We start from the raw sequence: 19,472 nt of genomic DNA, 5'->3' as shown, positions 1-19,472 counted from the left end.
TTCCTTAAACGCCGTCGCTCGGCTTCCAGTCTTCCACCAGCTCGCCATCTACCAGATGCAGACAGCGATCCAACGCACCGGCCAGATCCGGGTCGTGGGTGACGATGACAAAGCTGATGCCGGTTTCGCTGTTTAAACGATCCATCAGCTTGTGAATTTCCTGAGCGGTCGCACGGTCGAGATTGCCGGTGGGCTCATCCATCAATACACAGGCGGGACGCGCCACCAGCGCGCGGGCAATGGCCACACGCTGACGCTCCCCACCGGACAGTTGCGCGGGCTTGTGATCCAGGCGCTCTCCGAGGCCAACGGCCTGCAGCATTTCCGTGGCTGCCGCACGGGCTTCCGACACTGACTGTTTGCCAATCAGCAGTGGCATGGCCACATTTTCCAGCGCGTTGAATTCATTCAGCAGGTGGTGAAACTGATAGACAAAACCGAGACTGCTGTTGCGCAGCCAGCCACGCTCGTTGGCATTGAGCGCCGCCAGGTTCTTGCCACCCACCCAGACTTCACCAGAGGTGGGTGTATCCAGGCCACCAAGCAAATTGAGCAGCGTCGATTTACCGGAACCGGATGCACCAACAATGGCAAGACGCTCCCCCTTGGGAACCTGCAATTCCACCCCCCGCAGCACCGCCAGTTCATTGGCGCCCTGCCGGTAGGATTTGGAAAGCTGTCGGCAGGCCAGTACCACATCAGCGGCCGGGTACGGGGTCGATTCTTCCGGGTGTATTTCCACTTGGCTATTCATCTTATATTCATTTCCAGTTGGTGGATGCGCTGCGCTTATCCACCCTACGGTTTTGGTGCTTTCGTCGTTTCAGGGCGGATAAGCGCAGCGCATCCACCAGACACTACAGCGGTTACTCGTAGCGCAGCGCTTCTGCCGGGGCGATCTGTGCGGCGCGCCACGCTGGGAACAGGGTTGCCAGCAGACTCATGATGATCGCGGCACTCAACACCGTAATGGCGTCCCCCAGTCGGAATTCCGATGGCAGGAAGCTGACGAAAAAGACCCGCGGATCAAAAATCTGCGCACCAATCACCTGCTCAATCCAGGACACGATATCCGTTAGATTCAGCGCAATCAGGGTGCCCAGCAGTCCGCCAGCCAGCGCACCGATAATGCCGATGGCACTGCCCTGCACCACGAATACCGCCATGATCTGACGTGAAGTCAACCCGAGGGTACGCAGTACGGCGATATCTGAACGCTTGTCCGCCACCATCAACACCAGTGCGGAAACAATATTGAAGGCCGCCACAGCGACGATGATCATCAGCATCAGGGTGACCACGGTCTTTTCCATTTTGACCGCCTGGAACAGACTGCCCTGGGAGTGGCTCCAGTCTTCGCCGGTAAACCCCTCCCCGAGGTTTGAGGCATACCCTTGCACACGACCGAGGGCGTTGTTCATATCATCAAACTTGAGCTGCAGCCCCTGGACTTTTCCGGGCATCCGCAGCAGGCGCGCGGCATCTTGCAAGTGCATAAGCGCCATATTCTGGTCCACCTGAGCGCCCACGGAGAAAACACCGGCAACGGTAAAACGCTTGGTGCGGGGGAAAATACCGGCGGGGGTAATCACGACATCCGGCAGCGTAAGAATGACACTGTCGCCAGGCATGACACCCAGCTGACGCGCGAGAATACGCCCGAGCACGATGTTGTAGCTGCGCGACTCCAGCCCATCCAGGCTGCCTACCAGCATATGCTCGCCCACCGCGGAAACTTCCCGTAGCGCCACCGGGTCGACGCCCTGAAACTCCACCCCCTGGGATTGATTGTTGGCACCAAGCAGTGCGAAGCCGCGTACAAATGGACTGGCGGCCTGCACATGCGGTTGCGCGCGCAATTGAGTGGCGATGGCTGGCCAATCTTCGAGGCCGCCTTTCTGCTCCACAAACCCATGGGGCACGACTGACAGGATTCGGGTTTTCAACTCTCGATCGAAACCGTTCATGACCGAAGTCACCACGATCAGCGCGAAGACCCCCAGAGCCATACCCAATAGGGAGAAACCATTGATAAAGGAAATAAACTGCTGGCGCCGGCGGGCGGCCACGTAGCGCAGGCCGATATAGAGAGGAACAGGTTTTATCATGACGGTGATTTAAGCGGAAAAACGCCAAGAAATCCAAGTATTTAGAGCCGGATGCGCCGCCCCGATACCAGGTCGGAAGCACTCAGGTTTGGACGACATAACTCAACGAGGATTCCATTTTGATAGATGTTTATTGAGTTGTTCGATTTTTGCCTTGTCCCAACCGGGTACGGCCAGTAACTGGTGCCACGCACGCACATAGTCTTGCGGCGCATAGCTGTGCCCGTACCCCATCGGGGCGAGCCCAGCGTGCATATCCATTGCCAATTGCAGCATGGTCACAATCGGGTACCAATGCAGATCCGGGGACACATCCCGCGCGCGAGTGCCTTTCATCCAGGCCGGTTCGCGGTAGGCCGCGTTTGGATCAAAGAACACAATGGGGTCGCTGCCGTGCTGCAAGTAGGCAATACGGAAGTGGCCCCAGTTGGCGTCCCCGCGGTTGTAGCCCTCAAAGTGATTGCCGAAGCGTACCACAGCCCCCCCGCGAAATTCGGGTAGCCAGACAGGCGAGCCCTTGTCCCGCTCTGCGGTCACCATACGCCAGGTATCGCTGCGAAATGGCGGCCCAACCCACAGGGCACCGTGGAAGGGGTCATCGATAATGTCGTAAAAATCAAAGGAGCGATCGGAGTTGAGCGCACCTAGGCTCAGGCCGAACAGGTACAACTTGGGACGGGAGCTGTGAGGTAACTTGCGCCAGTACCCATAGATTTCCTCAAAAGCCGCCCGCGCTGTCTCGCGACCGTAGGCATCCTGGGTCATCAGAGCGATCGGGCTTGGCAGATATGAGTACTGGGCGGCGACACTGGCGACGTCGCCACCCAACAGATATTCCACAGAATTGATGGCACCCGGGTCGACCCAGCCGGTACCGGTGGGTGTGATCAGAATCAGGTAGGAGCGCTCGAAGCCCCCTACCCGCTTAAGTTCATCCAGAGCGAGCTTGGCGCGCTGAGCGGGGGTATCGGCGGCGTTCAACCCTACATAGACCCGGACGGGATCCTTGGCGTCGCCGGTAACTTCGGCGATATCCTTCGCCCTCGGGCGGAGAGACAGATAGCGTCGCCCCTGATGGCCCATATCCTGCCAGCGCACCAGAGAATCCGGACCGCCCGGCGCCAGCGCACCGGTGGGTGCCGGCAGATCCGGGGCTTCGCTGGCGTCCAGACGCTGATAGATACCATCAACCCGGTGCAGCACCTCTTTAATCAGTAGCTTGTTGAACACTGCCCAGAACAGCGCAAAAGCGCCGCACAATGCCAGCAGCCCCGCAATCCGTCGGGGCACCCGGTGCTGGAAGCGGGCGGCAAGGAAATAAAACAAGCACCGAAATGCCTTGGCGATCAGCAGCAGTACCAGAAACAGCAGTACCGCCACCATCGCAATCACTATGGGGCGGACGCCAGGCGCCTCTTCCATTCCCATCAATGCGCGTACGGAATTCTGCCAGTGGGCGGCCCGCCATAGGAATCCCACTGCGAGTAGCAGACACGCCCCGCTGACCACCCAGCGCAGCCGGGTGCGGGTTCTGTCACTCAGCGAAGGCAGTTCCAGAAACCGCCACAACCACGTCAGAAAAACACCCACACCGTAGCCTGCCGCCAGTGCAACCCCGGAGATCACCCCCTGAGTGACACCCTCTCGCGGAATCAGTGAGGGCGTCAGCGAGAGCGCGAAAAAGATGGTGCCGACCAGCAGGCCACCACTGGTGAAGAAGTGTGCAAACCTCATCCGTGACTGTCCGGTTATCCCTGTTCGAGATTCAGCCTAGCACAGGGCTGGAGCCGGCGGGATAAGACGTCGGGCAGCACGGCACATGAAAAACGTGAAGAATGCCGCGTGTTTGGGCAGAATATCTGGTTTAATCGTGGCAACGTCCATTATCCGATTCCAATAATCAGACCGGAGAGCCCCAATGTTCTCAAGCAATCGCATGCGCACGCTGACACTCGCCAGCCTGACCTGTGCCGCCCTGTCAGGCGCCGCATTTACCCAGGCAGACACCGTCGAGGTTCCCGTTGGCGAACAGGGTTACGCTGCAGAGGCTGATCACCTGCGCGGCAAAAAGCAGGAAAAAGTCACAGAAGAATTCGGTGAACCGCTCAACATTCAGGGCCCGGTGGGCGAGCCAGCAATTACCCGCTGGGAGTACGCCGACTTCTTCGTCTATTTCGAGTACGACCGCGTATTGCACACCGTTGCCAAGCATCGGGGTTGAATCGGCGAAACTGCCCCACGGGCACAAAAAAACGCGCTCACTTTTCAGTCAGCGCGTTTTTTATGTTCACATGCCGAGCCCGATCAATCAGTACAGGAAGGTCGCGGTACCTGTTGAAATAAGTTCCTGCTTCTCATTGTGCAATTCCATACGACTGACCACCAGTTTGTTGCCTACCCGCAGAATCGATCCCGCACAGATAAACTCTTCACCACGACCGGGCTTGAGGTAGTCCACACGCATGTCCACGGTGCCCAGGCGCGTGAGCCGCTGGACTTTTTCTTCCCAGTCAATGGCGCCCCCCATACGATGATAGGCCGCCACCATCGCGGTAAAGCCACCTACGGTATCCAGCGCCGTGGCGATCACGCCACCGTGCAGGATATTGTGATAGTGGTTTCCAATCAATTTCGGGGTGCGTGGAAATTTTGCCGACAGAGTCTGTTCGGCAAAATTGAAATCATGCAGTTTGAGTCCAATTTCGCGGACAAAGGGCACCTGTTCAAAGACGCCCTCCATCAGCTTGCGAAACTCATCTGCCGATGGTTCTGTCACAGTCGCATTACCCGATTGAGCCCATCCAGCGCAGCACTGCGATACGCTTCCGCCATGGTGGGATAATTAAAGGTGGTATTGACGAAGAAATCGATACTGTTGTTCGGCGCCGGTTGCTTCATGATCGCCTGGCCAATATGGACGATTTCCGCGGCCTCCGCACCAAAGCAGTGGATACCCAAAATTTCGTGGGTCTCGATGTGGAACAGAATCTTCAGCATGCCCACACGCTCGCCAGAAATCTGTGCCCGTGCGGTATGCTTGAACAGCGCGCGCCCTACTTCGTATGGCACCTTGGCACTGGTCAGTTCCGATTCAGTTTTACCGACGGAAGAAATTTCCGGCAGGGTATAAATACCGGTGGGCGCGTCTTCGATCACGCGGTGCCCACGGCCGACAATCGCTGCCGCTACCGCGCGCCCCTGATCATAGGATGCCGATGCCAGGCTCGGCCAGCCGATCACGTCACCCACCGCAAAAATATTCTCAACAGACGTACAGTAATGCTCGTCTACCGCGAGCTGGCCACGGTGGTTGGCTTCCAGCCCCACGTTCTCCAGGCCGAGGCTCGAGGTGTTACCGGAGCGGCCGTTACACCACAGCAGGGCATCGGCCGAAATACGCTTGCCGGATTGCATTTCCATCACCACGCCGCGATCACTGCCGGTTACCTTGGCGTACTCCTCCCGGTGGCGAACGGTGACGCCCATATCCCGCAGGTGATAACTGAGCGCATCGGAAATTTCGTCGTCGAGGAATTCCAGCAGATGCTCACGGCTGTTGATCAGGTCGACCTTGATACCGAGCGCAGCAAAGATGGACGCGTACTCACAACCGATAACACCGGCACCATAAATAATGATCGCCTGTGGGGTGTGCTCCATATCCAGGATGGTGTCACTGTCGTATACCCGCGGGTGGTCAAAGTCCACGTCCGCTGGCCGATAGGGGCGAGAGCCAGTGGCCACGACGAATTTTTCCGCGGTAATAATTTCCTTGGCACCATCGGCCAACTGCACTTCCACCCGGTTGGCATCGAGAAACTTGGCATCACCGATGATCAGATCTACACGATTGCGCGCATAAAAACTGGTGTGCATCTCCACCTGATGGTTGATGACCTTGTTCACCGTACGCATAACCTGCGGAAAGGTGAGGCGGCGGGGCTCACCCAGTGCACGAAACACGCTTTGGGTGTTGTAACGCATCAACTGCTTTACCGAGTGGCGCAGTGCCTTGGAAGGAATAGTGCCCTTGTGGGTGCAGTTGCCGCCAACCGCTACGCTGCGCTCGATTACTGCGGAGCGCAGGCCCTTTTTAGCGGCGCTCATGGCCGCGGCTTCTCCGGCGGGGCCGGAGCCAATCACTACCAGATCGTATTTGGAATCTGCCATTGAAGTACTGTCTTGATTTTAATTTTCGTTTGTTATCGGGAGCACGACCGACGGGCAGCGCTCTTCTCCATCCGAATGTGTACGGCCATAATTTGCGCAGGCGCCACTGAGCAGCCGTTTACTGGTCCGACTTACCTTTTGCGGTTGCATCGTAAGCGAGATCCGTTGACGCAGCCTTGGCCAGAGCGGCCTGGCGCTGACGTTCCTGCTCTTTCTCGCATTCGTCGTCGTCACCACCGCAGATATCGCAGTCTTTCTTCATGCCGATCTTGTTCAGACCACCACAGGAACCCTTGAGGGGCTTGTTCTGGACAATGGCCCCCAGCGCCATACCGGTAATGACCAACAGTACAACAATGAACGCAAGAATATAAATAGTCACGGTTACCTCCCCTGACTTTCAGCCTGATTTGCTAGATAGGGCGCAAAAGCGCTACTGACGCGCTCTTCAAACCCGGAATCGGTCTTGACCAGCAGGAAAACCGCCAATTGCAGCTCTTCTGCCAATTTTAACGCAGCCTCAGCCCCCATCACATTGAGCGCTGTGGCGTAGCCGTCGGCCATTGCACAGGTATCCGCGATCACGGTTACCGACGCAAGGCGGTGCTCTACCGGCCTGCCGGTACGGGGATCAATGGTGTGCGCATAGCGTTTACCATCCCGCTCGTAGTAGTTGCGGTAATCACCCGAGGTGGCAATGCCCTTGTCCGCCACCTGAATCGGCTTCTGGACCACCTGCCCTGCGGATGGCCGCTCGACACCGATCCGCCACACCCGCCCGGCGGGATTGACGCCCGCGGTGCGCAGCTCGCCACCGACCTCCACCAGGTAATTCTCGATTCCCTGCGCAGTCAGCAGATCGGCCACACGATCTACGCCATGGCCCTTGGCGATGGCCGACAGATCGATCTGAACCGGGCGACTGCGGCTGAGCTGTTGCCCCTCGAGGGTCAGCGCATCGGAGCCGATCTCTGCACGCAGCGCGTCGATTTCTTCTGCCGCGGGTATCGTTTCGGGTTCAGGTTGGGGTCCAAAGCCCCACAGGTTTACCAGTGGGCCAACCGTGACATCAAACGCGCCACCGCTATTGCGATAGATCTCCAACGCCTGACCGATCACCAGCGCCAGGTTGGGCGAAATTGCCACCGGCTGAGACACCGGGCCGCGATTGAAGCGCATCAGCTCGGATTCGGGAATGTAGGTGGACATTTCCTGATTCACCGCGGCCAGCTCCCCATCGATCATTGCCTGCAATTCTGCCTGATCCAGCACGCCGGGCGCATCCACCACGGTGACGTGGTAGGCGGTCCCCATAGTGGGGCCGGAGAGCTTCCAGACGGTCTTTTCCTGGCTGCACCCGGACAGCGCAAACAGTAAGACCATTAGCAGCGCAGCTTTGGCTCGACACGAAAACCCGCGATGCACAAACAAAAACAGGGCCGAATTCATCGGCCCTGCTTTCGTGGATGTGGTGTCACTTCCAATCATGGGTGATCAGCCACCGAAGTCGTCGAGCAGGATGTTCTCATCCTCAACGCCCAGGTTCTTCAGCATGTTGATCACTGCCGCGTTCATCATGGGCGGCCCACACATGTAGTACTCACAGTCTTCCGGTGCCGGGTGGTCCTTCAGATAGTTCTCGTACACCACATTGTGGATGAAGCCGGTGTAGCCTTCCCAGTTGTCTTCCGGTTGCGGATCAGACAAAGCGATGTGCCACTGGAAGTTATCAAACTCTTCCTGCAGACCGTTGTAATCGTCTTCGTAGAACATCTCGCGCAGGGAGCGCGCGCCGTACCAGAAGCTGATCTTACGGGTGGAGTGCAGTCGCTTGAGCTGGTCAAAGATGTGCGAACGCATCGGCGCCATACCGGCACCACCACCAATGAAGACCATTTCGTTGTCGGTATCTTTGGCGAAGAATTCGCCGAAAGGACCGTATACACGCATTTTGTCGCCCGGCTTCAGATTGAAGACGTAGGAAGACATCTGGCCCGGCGGAATACCTTCGGTGCGCGGCGGCGGAGTCGCGATACGGATGTTGAACTTAACAACGCCCTTCTCTTCCGGATAGTTCGCCATGGAGTAGGCGCGAACCACTGGCTCGGTGACCTTGGACTCCAGCTTAAAGAAGCCGAAGTGCTCCCAGTCGCCACGGTACTCTTCTTCGATATCGAAATCGGAGAATTTTACGTGGTGAGGCGGCGCTTCCAGCTGAACGTAACCGCCTGCGCGGAAGTCTACGTTTTCGCCTTCCGGCAGCTTCAGGGTCAGCTCTTTAATGAAGGTGGCCACGTTCGGGTTGGATTCCACAGTGCACTCCCACTGCTTCACACCAAACACTTCTTCCGGCACTTCAATTTTCATGTCCTGCTTAACAGCAACCTGACAGGAGAGGCGCTTGCCTTCCTTCGCTTCACGCGGAGTGAAGTGGGCAGCTTCGGTGGGCAGCATGTCACCGCCCCCCTCTTCTACCACACACACACACTGCGCGCAGGAGCCGCCACCACCACAGGCAGAAGCCAGGAACAGATTGTTAGCTGCCAGGGTCTGCAGCAGTTTACCGCCGGCAGGTACGGTGAGTGTTTTTTCACCGTTTACCAGGATGTTGACGTCACCGGTGTTCACTAGACGTGAGCGGGCAACCAGAATGATGGCTACCAGCGCGATCACGATCACGGTGAACATGCCGACGCCGAAATAAATATCCGTTAATTCCATGTTATTCAACCTCCCCGCTTAGATGTCGATGCCGCCGAAGGACATGAAGCCCAGCGACATGAGACCAACGGTAATGAAGGTGATACCCAGGCCTTTCAGACCGTTCGGTACGTCGCTGTACTTCATGCGCTCGCGGATACCCGCCAGAGCAGCAATCGCCAGCGCCCAGCCGAGACCGGCACCGAAGCCGTAGGCAACACTTTCACCAAAATTGTATTCGCGCTCCACCATGAACAGAGAAGCACCCATGATGGCGCAGTTCACGGTAATCAGCGGCAGGAATACACCCAGGGCGTTGTAGAGCGCCGGTACGTATTTATCCAGGAACATTTCCAGGATCTGTACCAGTGCTGCAATTACGCCGATGTAAGACAGCAGACCGAGGAAGCTCAGATCCACTTCCGGATAACCGGCCCAGGCCAGCGCACCGTCTTTCAGCAGGTAGGTGTAAATCAGGTTGTTAACGGGAACGGTGATGGTCAGTACTACGATTACCGCAACACCGAGACCAATCGCCGCTTCGACCTTCTTGGATACCGCGAGGAAGGTACACATCCCGAGGAAGAAGGCCAGCGCCATGTTTTCTACGAAAACGGCGCGGATGATGAGAGAAATAAAATGTTCCATCGATCAGGCCTCCTGTTGCGCCAACGGCATTTTGGAGTTGGGCGCAATCTTGAACTCGTCCTCTTCCACCTGCTCCGGCTTCCAGGCGCGAATTGCCCAGATAAACAGACCGATCAGGAAGAAGGCGCTTGGCGGCAGCAGCAGCATGCCGTTCGGTACGTACCAGCCACCGTTGTTCACGGTTTGCAGGATTTCCACACCGAACAGTTTGCCCGCGCCGAAGAGTTCACGGATAAACGCGAGACCGATCAGGATCACACTGTAACCCAGGCCGTTGCCGACACCGTCGAAGAAGCTGTCTTTGGGACCGTGCTTCATGGCGAAGGCTTCCGCGCGGCCCATTACGATGCAGTTGGTGATAATCAGACCAACGAATACCGAGAGCTGCTTGGAGATATCGTAGGCGTAGGCTTTCAATACCTGGTCAACCAGAATTACCAGCGAGGCAATCACGGTCATCTGCACGATGATCCGGATGCTGTTTGGAATCTGCTTGCGGATCAGGGAGACCGCGGTGTTGGAGAACGCCACAACCGTGGTCAATGCGATACACATTACCAGCGTCACTTGCAGCGAGCTGGTTACCGCCAGTGCGGAACAGATACCGAGGATCTGCAGTGCAATGGGGTTATTGTTGAATACCGGCTCCAGCAGAGTATCTTTTAATTTCTTGCTCATGCTTATGCCTCCCCTGCTTTAAGGTTTTTCAGGAAGGGACCGTAACCGTCGCTGCCAAGCCAGAACTTGATCAGGTTATCGACACCTTTACTGGTCAGGGTCGCACCAGACAGACCGTCTACCTGGTGTTCGGCATTCGGGCTGCTGGGGTCCACACTGCCTTTTACGACGGTCAGATCAACGCTGCCGTCTGCATCGTAGACTTCTTTCCCTTCCCACTGGGATTTCCAGCGCGGGTTGTCCACTTCACCACCCAGCCCCGGTGTTTCCTTGTGCTCGTAAAAACCCAGACCGGCAACGGTGTTGAGGTCTTTTTCCAGAGCGAGGAAGCCGTACAGCTGACCCCATAGGCCATAGCCGCGAACAGGCAGGATGATGCGCTGCATTTCACCGTTTTCTTCCACCAGATACACCTCTTTGGTGTTCTCACGGCGAATGATCTTTGCGGTGTCCTGGTCCGCCGGCAGCTTCTCACTGGCGCTGGCGATTTTGGCTGCAGCGCGACCGCTGCCACCTGCCGGCGCTTCGTCAGTGAACTTGCCAGTGCGCAGATCCACATACTTGATGGTGACGTTGTCGAAGGCCTCTTCGATCGCCTTGCGACTGGTCTGATCCGGCTCGATCAGGCCACCGGCCAACAGTACGTTCTTCTTCATGTCCAACGCGGCGTTGGCTTCCTGCGTGGGCTTGAGCATCACCGCCGCAGTGGAGACCACCACGGAACAGACGATACACAGTACCAGCGCAACAATCAGAGTACCTTTTACTGAATCTTTATTAGCCACGTGCCAACCTCCGTTTGATATGGGACTGCACAACGAAGTGGTCAAACAGCGGCGCGAACAGGTTGGCGAACAGGATCGCCAGCATCATGCCTTCCGGGAATGCCGGGTTCACCACGCGGATCAATACACACATCACGCCGATGAGGATGCCGTACCACCAGCGGCCGGCGTCGGTCATGGCAGCAGACACCGGGTCAGTGGTCATGAAGATCAGACCAAAGGCGAAGCCGCCTACCACCAGGTGCCAGTACCAGGGCACACCGAACATCGGGTTGGTTTCAGAACCGATGAAGTTGAACATGGTGGCGGTGGCCATCATGCCCAGCAGAGTACCGGCAACGATACGCCAGCTGGCAATCTTCATACCGATCAGGATCACACCGGCAATCAGCATGGCCAGGGTGGAAGTCTCACCAATGGAACCCTGCATATTGCCCAGGAAGGCGTCCATCCAGGTCAATTGACCTGCCGGCACACCTACGGCGCCGTTCTGGAGACCTTCACTCGCCAGTACAGACAGCGCGGTAGCGCCGGTGTAGCCATCCACCGCCGTCCATACGGTGTCACCGGACATGGCCGCCGGATAGGCGAAGAACAGGAAGGCACGGCCGGTAAGCGCCGGGTTGAGGAAGTTTTTGCCGGTACCACCGAACACTTCCTTACCGATCACCACACCGAAGCTGATACCCATCGCCACCATCCACAGGGGCAGGTCCGGCGGACAGGTCAGCGCGAACAGGATGGAGGTTACGAAGAAGCCTTCGTTCACTTCGTGGCCGCGAACCGCCGCGAACAGCACTTCCCAGATACCACCGACGATGAAGGTCACCGCGTAGATAGGAAGGAAGTACATGGCACCGTGGATCAGGTTATCCCAGGCGCTATTGGCATCGTAGCTGGACAGTGCGCCGATGATGGCGTGACGCCATCCGCTCAGGTCCACGTTTTCCATGCCAGCAATGATGGTGTTGGCCTGGAAACCCACGTTCCACATACCGTAGAACATCGGAATCATGGCACAGGCCCACACGGTGATCATGATGCGCTTCAGGTCGATACCGTCGCGCACGTGTGCGGTGGCCTTGGTGCGGTCTGCAGGCTGGAAGAGACCTGTGTCGATCGCTTCGTACAGGGCATACCATTTTTCGTATTTGCCGCCTTTATGGAAATGCGGCTCCATGGAGTCGAGTAGTTTACGCAACATCCTTAACCCTCCTTCTCAATACGGGTGAGGTTGTCCCGCAAAATGGTGCCGAAGTCGTACTTGCCCGGGCACACAAAGGTACACAGCGCCAGATCTTCTTCGTCCAGTTCGAGAGCACCCAATTGCTGGGCAACCTGGGTATCGCCTACGATCAGCGCACGCAGCAGCTGAGTCGGCAGGATATCCAGGGGCACCACACGCTCGTAGGTCCCGATGGGCATCAGTGCGCGCTCGGAACCGTTGGTGCTGGTGGTGAAATTGAAACGCTTGCTCTTCATAAAACGGCTGATATAGATCGGCAGCACGGAAAAGCGGTTCGCACCGGGAGTGAAGTAGTGGAACATCGGGCGCTCACGGCCCTCTTCCAGCACACTCACCTGGTTGTGGTAACGACCGAGATAGGCCAAAGGACCAGCTGCGGTGCGACCACCGAATACGGAGCCGGAGATAACGCGGTTATCGCTCCCCTCAGTCTCACCAGCGACCAGCGCTGTCAGATCCGCGCCCAGACGGGTGCGCAGCAGACGCGGCTTGGTCACACGCGGGCCACCCAGGGCTATCACACGATCGGCGTAAAGTCTGCCGGTTTCAAACAGTTTGCCTACGGCAATCACGTCCTGGTAGCCGATGGTCCAGACCTGACGACCAGGCTTCACCGGGTGAAGGTAATGGATGTGGGTACCGGAAAGGCCGGCGGGATGCGGGCCCGCAAAGGCTTCGCGCTGAATATTTGCAGCACTGGGCACCGGGATATCGGCGTCCGGCGCGGTACAGACAAAGGTCTTGTCGGCGAGCTTGGACAGAATCTCAACACCCTGGGCGAATGCATCGCGCTGCTCGGCAATGACCACGATCGGGTCCGCCGCCAGCGGATTGGTATCCATGGCATTGATAAACAAGGCAGAAGGCTGGGCATCAAGGGCCGGCACCTTACTGAATGGGCGGGTACGCAGGGCGGTCCATAGGCCGGACTCCACCAGGTTCACGCGTACCTGCTCAGCAGTCAGGGTGGCAAGCTGGTCAGCGCTGTAGCTGGCGAACTGCTCTGCCTCGTCCCCTTCCACCTCGATCACGACCGACTGCAGCACACGGCGAACACCGCGGTTGACTGCAACCACGCGGCCTGCGGCCGGGGCGGTGTAGCGCACACCGTCTGTCTTCTTGTCTGTGAACAGCAATTGTCCGAGTTTGACGCTATCCCCTTCCGCAACCGCCATGGTGGGCTTCATCCCGTTGTAATCGGGACCAATCACCGCAACAGTTTTGGCTGCAGGGCCATCATAGATGACCTGCTCGGGCGCGCCGGATATGGGTAAATCCAATCCCCGACGGATCTTTCTCATACGCCTGTGCCTAGTTCTAAGTTGGTAGATTTAGTAGGTTTTAAAAATTTCTGGACCTTTTGGGCCCGGAAGAAAAGGAAACCCGGTGCGGGGGCTTAAGCCTTGGAGAGCCTGACACAAGCCTTGAGGTGGACCGCGAAAAGAGCAGCCACACGTCGACGGCCACTGGTCCCGGCATGTCTGGCCGGTCGGCACCTATCAGGTATAAGAAGAAGTCACTCACAGTCCGGGAAGCAAAGATCCGCAATTGCCTTCGCAACCCGCAATCTTTGCGCAAGAATTCCCGGCGCACAGCAGCCCCGCAAAATCGCGCGCATTATAAGGATGGGAGGTGGGGTTTACCAGAGCAGATAGGGCCAAATAGCCCGAAGATGAGGAAATTTTTGCTGAAAAAACAACGACTTTAGTTGGAGGCGCCACCACCGGCCGGACCGCCGGGGGTGGCGCGGGATTAATCTGCCTGACCAGCGGCCCTGCCGATTACCCCCACTGATGCGGATTGCCCGCTCAGTCCTTCTTCGGGAACAGCTCGTAACGAACCCCGGCCATATCTTCCAGGCAGCGCACTACCTGACAGCTGTAGCCGAATTCATTGTCGTACCAGCAGTAGAGTACCGCGCTGTCACCATCGACAATGGTGGCGATGGAATCGAACACACAGGCGCGACGGGAGCCCACGAAGTCACTGGACACCACTTCCGGGGAGTTGGTGAAGTCGATCTGCTGGCGCAGTGGCGAGTGCAACGCCACATCGCGCATGTAGTCGTTCAGCTCTTCCTTGGTGGTCTCCTTGCCCAGGCGCAGATTCAGGATCGCCATGGACACGTTCGGGGTCGGCACGCGGATGGCGTTACCGGTAAGCTTACCCTTCAGCTCCGGCAACGCCTTGGAGACCGCCTTGGCAGCACCGGTCTCGGTCAACACCATATTGAGAGCGGCGGAACGACCGCGGCGCTCACCCTTGTGATAGTTGTCGATCAGGTTCTGGTCGTTGGTGTAGGCGTGTACGGTTTCCACGTGGCCGTGCTCAACACCGTACTTGTCCATCATCGCTTTCAGTACCGGGACGATGGCGTTGGTGGTACAGGATGCGGCCGAAAGGATCTTGTCGTCCGGGGTGATGTCGCCGTTGTTGATACCGTATACGATGTTTTTCAGGTCGCCCTTGCCCGGCGCAGTGAGCAGCACTTTCGCCGCGCCCTTGCTCTCCAGGTGCTGGGACAGGCCTTCTTCATCGCGCCACACACCGGTACTGTCGACAATCAAGGCATTGTTGATACCGTGCTGGGTGTAATCCACTTCCTGCGGGGAGTTGGCGTAAATTACCTTCACTTCATTGCCATTACAGATCAGGGTGTTGGTCTCTTCGTCCACACGGATGGTGCCATTGAACGCGCCGTGCACCGAGTCGCGACGCAACAGTGAGGCGCGCTTGACCAGATCGTTATCCGCCTTGCCCTTGCGCAGTACGATGGCCCGCAAACGCAGCACATCACCACTACCCGCCTTCTCGATCAGCAGGCGTGCCACCAGGCGACCGATACGCCCGAAACCGTAGATCACCACGTCCTGAGACTGCGGCAGAGGCTTGCCAGCGCCGGAAGCGTCCGCCAGCTCTTCACGCACAAAATCCTCGATGGACAGGCCGCGCTGGTCGCGCATGTACTTGTTGGTCAGAGTGCCCAGGTCGATATGCACCGGGCCCAGCTCCAGCTTGCAGATGGCCTCAAGCACTGGATAGGTCTCAAACTCAGACAGCTCGTTCTCCTCCACCTGACGCACAAAGCGGTGCGCCTTCATGATGCTGAGCACGGAGCGGTTCACCAGGTTTTGGCCGTACATATAAATGCCGACATTACTTTCCCGGTTGAGCTTACCAATCATCGGAATCATGGATTCCGCCAGCGCTTCACGCGCTTTCCAGTCCTTGAAAAAGTCAGCGGGCTTCGGTCGCTTCTGAGTCACAGTCAGACACCTCTGCAAAGTAGAATTTGGGGCTTGCCCGGGACGGAGAAATTCATCGAGCACACCACCAAGAATGGCTCAAAATTCTGTCTCTGCCCCGAAGGCGGGCGAATTATGTGGATTCACCTGAGGCCGCGCAACAGCGCAAAAAACAGCCTAAAAACTGTAGTTAAACTACATTTGTCAGCGGGCTAAACCTGGCTTTCATCGGTGCGCAACACGACCCCGGGATTGCGTGAATTCCAACCCTTTGAACCCCAAACCTGCAACGGTCACGGTTCGCCGCTACAATACGCCTCCTCCCCGGCCGGCACTGGTCAGAAAGCACGGAATTATAAGGAAAGATGAGTCAGTTCCCCCCTTTGTCCCCACCCGCATTTCGCAGCCAGAATGACCGACAATTCTGGGGTCAGCTGCACGGCGCAGGCGCCGCACTCGCGATCCTGAATGCCGCGCGCGCCAGCACCGCACCCACTCTGCTGATCGCGCGCAACAGCCAGGAAGCGCATCAACTTGAGGTGCAGCTGAAATTTTTTAACAAGCCGCGGCGAGATAGCGATGCCGGCGGCCGCAACGGCGAGCTGAAAATTTTCCAGTTCCCGGACTGGGAAATCCTCCCCTACGACACCTTCTCCCCACACCAGGATATTATCTCGGACCGGCTGGCCACCCTGTATCAGTTGCCCCAAATGGGCAGCGGTATCGTTATTGTGCCAATCAGTACCCTGCTCCACCGACTGGCGCCGAAGGATTACGTGGCCGGCAACGCACTGATTCTCAGCGAGGGGCAGAAGTTTGACCTCAATGCCCAGCGCAAATTACTCGAACAGGCGGGCTACCACTGCGTCGACACCGTATACGAACACGGGGAGTTTGCGGTGCGCGGCTCACTGATGGATATCTTCCCCATGGGCAGCAACCTGCCCTACCGTATCGACCTGTTCGACGATGAAATCGAGTCTCTTCGCACCTTCGATCCCGAGGACCAGCGTACCGTCGACAAGGTCGAGCAGATCCATCTGCTGCCCGCGCGTGAATTCCCCATGCACAAACCGGCGCTGGCAAAATTCCTCGAGCGCTGGCACGGCCAGTTTGATTGCGACCCGGGCCCGGTCTCTATTTATCAGGACATCAGCGCCGGAATCGCCCCGGCGGGGATCGAATATTATCTGCCGCTGTTTTTTGACAAGTGCGCGAGCCTGTTCGATTACCTCCCGGACAACAGCCAGGTATTTATCCAGGGCGATCTGCAACAGCCGGTGGAATCCTTCTGGCGGGAAGCGGAAAACCGCTACCAGAGCCGCCGTGGTGATCTGACCCGGCCGATACTGGAGCCACGCCAGGTACTTCTGAATATCGACGAATTCTACGGCGCACTGAAAAGCCTGCCGCGCGCCTTTTTCTCCAATGAAACGCTGCCGGAGGCGGAAGGCAACTACAACTTCGCCACCACCCAACCCCCGAGCCTGCCGGTGAACGGAAAGTCCGAGCAACCGCTGAAAGCGCTCGAAGCCTATTTAATGGAATACAAAGGCCGCGTGCTGTTCTGTGCGGAAAGCGGTGGTCGCCGCGAAGCCCTGCTGGAGCTGCTAAGCGGTATTCGACTGAAACCGAAAACCATATATTGCTGGCAGGACTTCCTCGACAGCGACGATCCGTATGCGATCACCGTGTCACCGATCGATCAAGGCATGGTACTGGACGACCCGGACCTGAACCTGATTGCAGAACCACAGCTGTTCGGCGACCGGGTGCTGCAGCAGCGCCGACGCCGCAAGGCCAAGGAAGACGCCGACAACGCGGTCAAGAATCTGGCGGAACTACGTATCGGTGCACCGGTGGTTCATATCGATCACGGCGTGGGCCGCTATAAAGGACTGCAAAGCCTGGATATTGACGGCCAGCAGGCAGAATTTCTGACACTCGAGTATGGAGATGGCGCCAAGCTGTATGTGCCGGTCGCCAGCCTGCACCTGATCAGCCGCTACTCCGGTGCCGACGAAGAACTGGCGCCGCTGCACAAACTGGGTAGCGAAACCTGGCAGAAAGCCAAGCGCAAGGCTGCGGAAAAAGTGCGCGACGCCGCCGCCGAGTTACTGGATATTTATGCCCGCCGGGAGGCCCGCGTGGGCCACGCCTTTGGCGACCCAGGCATGGCGTATCGCGAATTCGCCTCCGGCTTCCCATTTGAGGAAACCCCGGACCAGCAGCTGGCCATTGAAGCAGTGGTCGGCGACATGCTTTCCGACAAACCCATGGACCGCCTGGTGTGTGGCGATGTGGGCTTCGGTAAAACCGAAGTTGCCATGCGCGCGGCTTTTGTCGCCGCGCACGGGGGAAAACAAGTGGCCATGCTGGTGCCGACAACCCTGCTCGCGCAACAGCATTTCCAGTCCCTGCAAGACCGCTTCGCCGACTGGCCAGTGACTATCGAGGTGATTTCCCGCTTCCGCAGCAACAAAGAAGTGGAAGCCATCAAGGAGCGCGTGGCAGACGGCAAGGTGGATATTCTGGTCGGCACGCACAAACTACTGCAGAGCGATCTCAAGTTCAAAAATCTGGGCCTGCTGATCATCGACGAGGAACACCGGTTTGGTGTGCGCCAAAAGGAAAAACTGAAGAGCCTGCGCTCCGAGGTCGACATCCTCAACCTCACCGCCACGCCAATCCCACGTACCCTGAATATGGCCATGGCCGGCATCCGTGATCTCTCCGTGATCGCCACGCCGCCGGCGCGACGGCTGTCGGTGAAGACCTTTGTGCGCGAGCGCGACGACGCCCTGATCAAGGAGGCAATCCTGCGGGAAATTCTCCGCGGCGGCCAGGTGTATTTCCTGCACAACGAAGTGAAGAGTATCGAACGTATCGCGCGGGAGCTTCAGGAACTGGTACCCGAGGCGCGCATTGGCATCGGTCACGGCCAGATGCGCGAGCGCGAGCTGGAGCAGGTGATGAGCGACTTCTACCACAAGCGTTTCAATGTGTTGGTGTGCACCACCATCATTGAAACCGGGATCGACATCCCCACCGCCAACACCATCCTGATCGAGCGCGCGGACAAGTTTGGCCTGGCCCAGTTGCACCAGCTGCGCGGCCGGGTGGGCCGCTCTCATCACCAGGCCTATGCCTACCTGCTGACCCCCAACAAGCGCGCCATGACCGGCGATGCGGTGAAACGGCTGGAGGCCATCAGCGAGGCGCAGGATCTGGGCGCCGGCTTTACCCTGGCCACCCACGATCTGGAGATCCGCGGTGCCGGCGAGCTGCTGGGCGAAGAACAGAGCGGCCAGATCCAGAGTGTCGGTTTCAACCTGTATATGGAAATGCTTGACCATGCGGTGAAGGCCATCCGTGAAGGGCGCACCCCGAATATCGATGAGCCGCTGGAATCACCCGCCGTGGACGTTAACCTGCGCGTGCCTGCCCTCATCCCGGAAGACTATCTACCGGACGTACACAGCCGTCTGATCATGTACAAGCGCATTGCCAATGCCGAAAACAAGGACGCCCTGAAGGAGCTGCAGGTAGAGATGATCGATCGCTTTGGGCTGCTGCCGGAGCCAGTAAAGCACCTGTTCCGCATCACCGAGATCAAGCTGAACGCCAACAAGATGGGCATCCGCAAACTGGAGGCGTCCGCCACCGGCGGGCGCATCGAGTTTGCCGACAATGCCAATGTTGACCCACTGACACTGGTAAAACTGGTGCAGACACGCCCGACGACCTATCGCCTGCAAGGCGCCAACCAGCTGAATTTCGTACTCGATGAGAGCGGGCCGGAACAACGTCTGCAACAAGTCAACGATGTGCTGCAACAGCTGTCGCAATAACGGTACCGGCGGCAGATCCCGCCGCCAAAGGGTGCTAACAT

At 57.9% G+C, this 19,472-nt stretch carries 16 protein-coding genes; 2 read left to right on the top strand and 14 right to left on the bottom strand.

Annotated elements, in window-relative coordinates:
• Window positions 1–4 precede the first annotated feature (4 nt).
• The 3 genes from lolD to AAFH99_RS10115 all read right to left on the bottom strand — a co-directional run bounded on the left by lolD (window position 5) and on the right by AAFH99_RS10115 (window position 3,842).
• Window positions 5–754, bottom strand: coding sequence for a lipoprotein-releasing ABC transporter ATP-binding protein LolD (lolD, locus tag AAFH99_RS10125; RefSeq protein ID WP_051686915.1), 750 nt, complete (start codon window positions 752–754; stop codon window positions 5–7).
• A 112-nt stretch (window positions 755–866) separates the two neighbouring features.
• Entirely contained in the window at window positions 867–2,108 is a 1,242-nt protein-coding gene (locus tag AAFH99_RS10120; RefSeq protein ID WP_043316461.1) for a lipoprotein-releasing ABC transporter permease subunit, read from the bottom strand.
• Between the two features lie 102 nt (window positions 2,109–2,210).
• Window positions 2,211–3,842: an alpha/beta hydrolase gene (locus AAFH99_RS10115; protein WP_406827666.1), complete on the bottom strand. Its 1,632-nt coding sequence runs from the start codon at window positions 3,840–3,842 to the stop codon at window positions 2,211–2,213.
• A gap of 184 nt (window positions 3,843–4,026) precedes the next feature.
• Between AAFH99_RS10115 and AAFH99_RS10110 the strand changes: the two genes are divergently transcribed.
• Window positions 4,027–4,329: a hypothetical protein gene (locus tag AAFH99_RS10110; RefSeq protein WP_051686916.1), complete on the top strand. Its 303-nt coding sequence runs from the start codon at window positions 4,027–4,029 to the stop codon at window positions 4,327–4,329.
• A gap of 87 nt (window positions 4,330–4,416) precedes the next feature.
• Here the strand turns inward: AAFH99_RS10110 and AAFH99_RS10105 are convergent, their stop codons facing one another.
• The 11 genes from AAFH99_RS10105 to AAFH99_RS10055 form a co-directional block, all read right to left on the bottom strand.
• Window positions 4,417–4,884, bottom strand: a complete 468-nt coding sequence (locus AAFH99_RS10105) for a thioesterase family protein (protein WP_043316466.1) — start codon at window positions 4,882–4,884, stop codon at window positions 4,417–4,419.
• A complete protein-coding gene (sthA, locus tag AAFH99_RS10100; RefSeq protein ID WP_043316468.1) occupies window positions 4,881–6,278 on the bottom strand; it encodes a Si-specific NAD(P)(+) transhydrogenase in 1,398 nt (465 codons plus the stop codon). Before sthA ends, AAFH99_RS10105 begins: the two co-directional genes overlap by 4 nt.
• A gap of 118 nt (window positions 6,279–6,396) precedes the next feature.
• A complete protein-coding gene (gene nqrM / locus AAFH99_RS10095) occupies window positions 6,397–6,660 on the bottom strand; it encodes a (Na+)-NQR maturation NqrM (RefSeq protein WP_406827665.1) in 264 nt (87 codons plus the stop codon).
• 2 nt (window positions 6,661–6,662) lie between these two features.
• A complete protein-coding gene (locus AAFH99_RS10090; protein ID WP_406827664.1) occupies window positions 6,663–7,661 on the bottom strand; it encodes an FAD:protein FMN transferase in 999 nt (332 codons plus the stop codon).
• Between the two features lie 111 nt (window positions 7,662–7,772).
• Window positions 7,773–8,999: an NADH:ubiquinone reductase (Na(+)-transporting) subunit F gene (gene nqrF / locus AAFH99_RS10085; protein WP_043316474.1), complete on the bottom strand. Its 1,227-nt coding sequence runs from the start codon at window positions 8,997–8,999 to the stop codon at window positions 7,773–7,775.
• Window positions 9,000–9,017: 18 nt separating this feature from the next.
• Window positions 9,018–9,626, bottom strand: a complete 609-nt coding sequence (nqrE, locus tag AAFH99_RS10080; protein WP_043316477.1) for an NADH:ubiquinone reductase (Na(+)-transporting) subunit E — start codon at window positions 9,624–9,626, stop codon at window positions 9,018–9,020.
• 3 nt (window positions 9,627–9,629) lie between these two features.
• Complete coding sequence (locus AAFH99_RS10075) at window positions 9,630–10,304, bottom strand: NADH:ubiquinone reductase (Na(+)-transporting) subunit D (protein WP_043316478.1); 675 nt, start codon at window positions 10,302–10,304, stop codon at window positions 9,630–9,632.
• Window positions 10,305–10,306: 2 nt separating this feature from the next.
• The gene (locus tag AAFH99_RS10070) at window positions 10,307–11,089 is read right to left on the bottom strand and encodes a Na(+)-translocating NADH-quinone reductase subunit C (protein ID WP_043316480.1); all 783 of its coding nucleotides are present in this window, start codon (window positions 11,087–11,089) and stop codon (window positions 10,307–10,309) included.
• Window positions 11,082–12,293: an NADH:ubiquinone reductase (Na(+)-transporting) subunit B gene (locus tag AAFH99_RS10065; RefSeq protein WP_043316483.1), complete on the bottom strand. Its 1,212-nt coding sequence runs from the start codon at window positions 12,291–12,293 to the stop codon at window positions 11,082–11,084. The genes AAFH99_RS10070 and AAFH99_RS10065 overlap by 8 nt, the downstream gene beginning before the upstream one ends.
• A 2-nt stretch (window positions 12,294–12,295) precedes the next feature.
• Complete coding sequence (locus tag AAFH99_RS10060; protein WP_406827663.1) at window positions 12,296–13,636, bottom strand: Na(+)-translocating NADH-quinone reductase subunit A; 1,341 nt, start codon at window positions 13,634–13,636, stop codon at window positions 12,296–12,298.
• 507 nt (window positions 13,637–14,143) lie between these two features.
• Complete coding sequence (locus AAFH99_RS10055; protein ID WP_043318068.1) at window positions 14,144–15,607, bottom strand: glyceraldehyde-3-phosphate dehydrogenase; 1,464 nt, start codon at window positions 15,605–15,607, stop codon at window positions 14,144–14,146.
• Between the two features lie 338 nt (window positions 15,608–15,945).
• Here AAFH99_RS10055 and mfd point away from each other — a divergent pair, with 338 nt between their 5' ends.
• Window positions 15,946–19,431, top strand: a complete 3,486-nt coding sequence (gene mfd, locus AAFH99_RS10050) for a transcription-repair coupling factor (RefSeq protein WP_406827662.1) — start codon at window positions 15,946–15,948, stop codon at window positions 19,429–19,431.
• Window positions 19,432–19,472: the final 41 nt, after the last annotated feature.

Source organism: Microbulbifer sp. ARAS458-1, from assembly GCF_045348205.1.
Taxonomy (GTDB): Bacteria; Pseudomonadota; Gammaproteobacteria; order Pseudomonadales; family Cellvibrionaceae; genus Microbulbifer.
Note: the sequence above shows the minus strand (reverse complement) of the source record. Positions and strands in the feature narration are given on the sequence as shown.

Excerpts from the sequence above, each read along its gene's own strand:
- lolD (WP_051686915.1), bottom strand. The coding sequence starts at position 754 with ATGAATAGCCAAGTGGAAATACACCCGGAAGAATCGACCCCGTACCCG.
- AAFH99_RS10120 (WP_043316461.1), bottom strand. The coding sequence starts at position 2,108 with ATGATAAAACCTGTTCCTCTCTATATCGGCCTGCGCTACGTGGCCGCC.
- AAFH99_RS10115 (WP_406827666.1), bottom strand. The coding sequence starts at position 3,842 with ATGAGGTTTGCACACTTCTTCACCAGTGGTGGCCTGCTGGTCGGCACC.
- AAFH99_RS10110 (WP_051686916.1), top strand. The coding sequence starts at position 4,027 with ATGTTCTCAAGCAATCGCATGCGCACGCTGACACTCGCCAGCCTGACC.
- sthA (WP_043316468.1), bottom strand. The coding sequence starts at position 6,278 with ATGGCAGATTCCAAATACGATCTGGTAGTGATTGGCTCCGGCCCCGCC.
- AAFH99_RS10090 (WP_406827664.1), bottom strand. The coding sequence starts at position 7,661 with ATGGTCTTACTGTTTGCGCTGTCCGGGTGCAGCCAGGAAAAGACCGTC.
- nqrF (WP_043316474.1), bottom strand. The coding sequence starts at position 8,999 with ATGGAATTAACGGATATTTATTTCGGCGTCGGCATGTTCACCGTGATC.
- nqrE (WP_043316477.1), bottom strand. The coding sequence starts at position 9,626 with ATGGAACATTTTATTTCTCTCATCATCCGCGCCGTTTTCGTAGAAAAC.
- AAFH99_RS10075 (WP_043316478.1), bottom strand. The coding sequence starts at position 10,304 with ATGAGCAAGAAATTAAAAGATACTCTGCTGGAGCCGGTATTCAACAAT.
- AAFH99_RS10065 (WP_043316483.1), bottom strand. The coding sequence starts at position 12,293 with ATGTTGCGTAAACTACTCGACTCCATGGAGCCGCATTTCCATAAAGGC.
- AAFH99_RS10060 (WP_406827663.1), bottom strand. The coding sequence starts at position 13,636 with ATGAGAAAGATCCGTCGGGGATTGGATTTACCCATATCCGGCGCGCCC.
- mfd (WP_406827662.1), top strand. The coding sequence starts at position 15,946 with ATGAGTCAGTTCCCCCCTTTGTCCCCACCCGCATTTCGCAGCCAGAAT.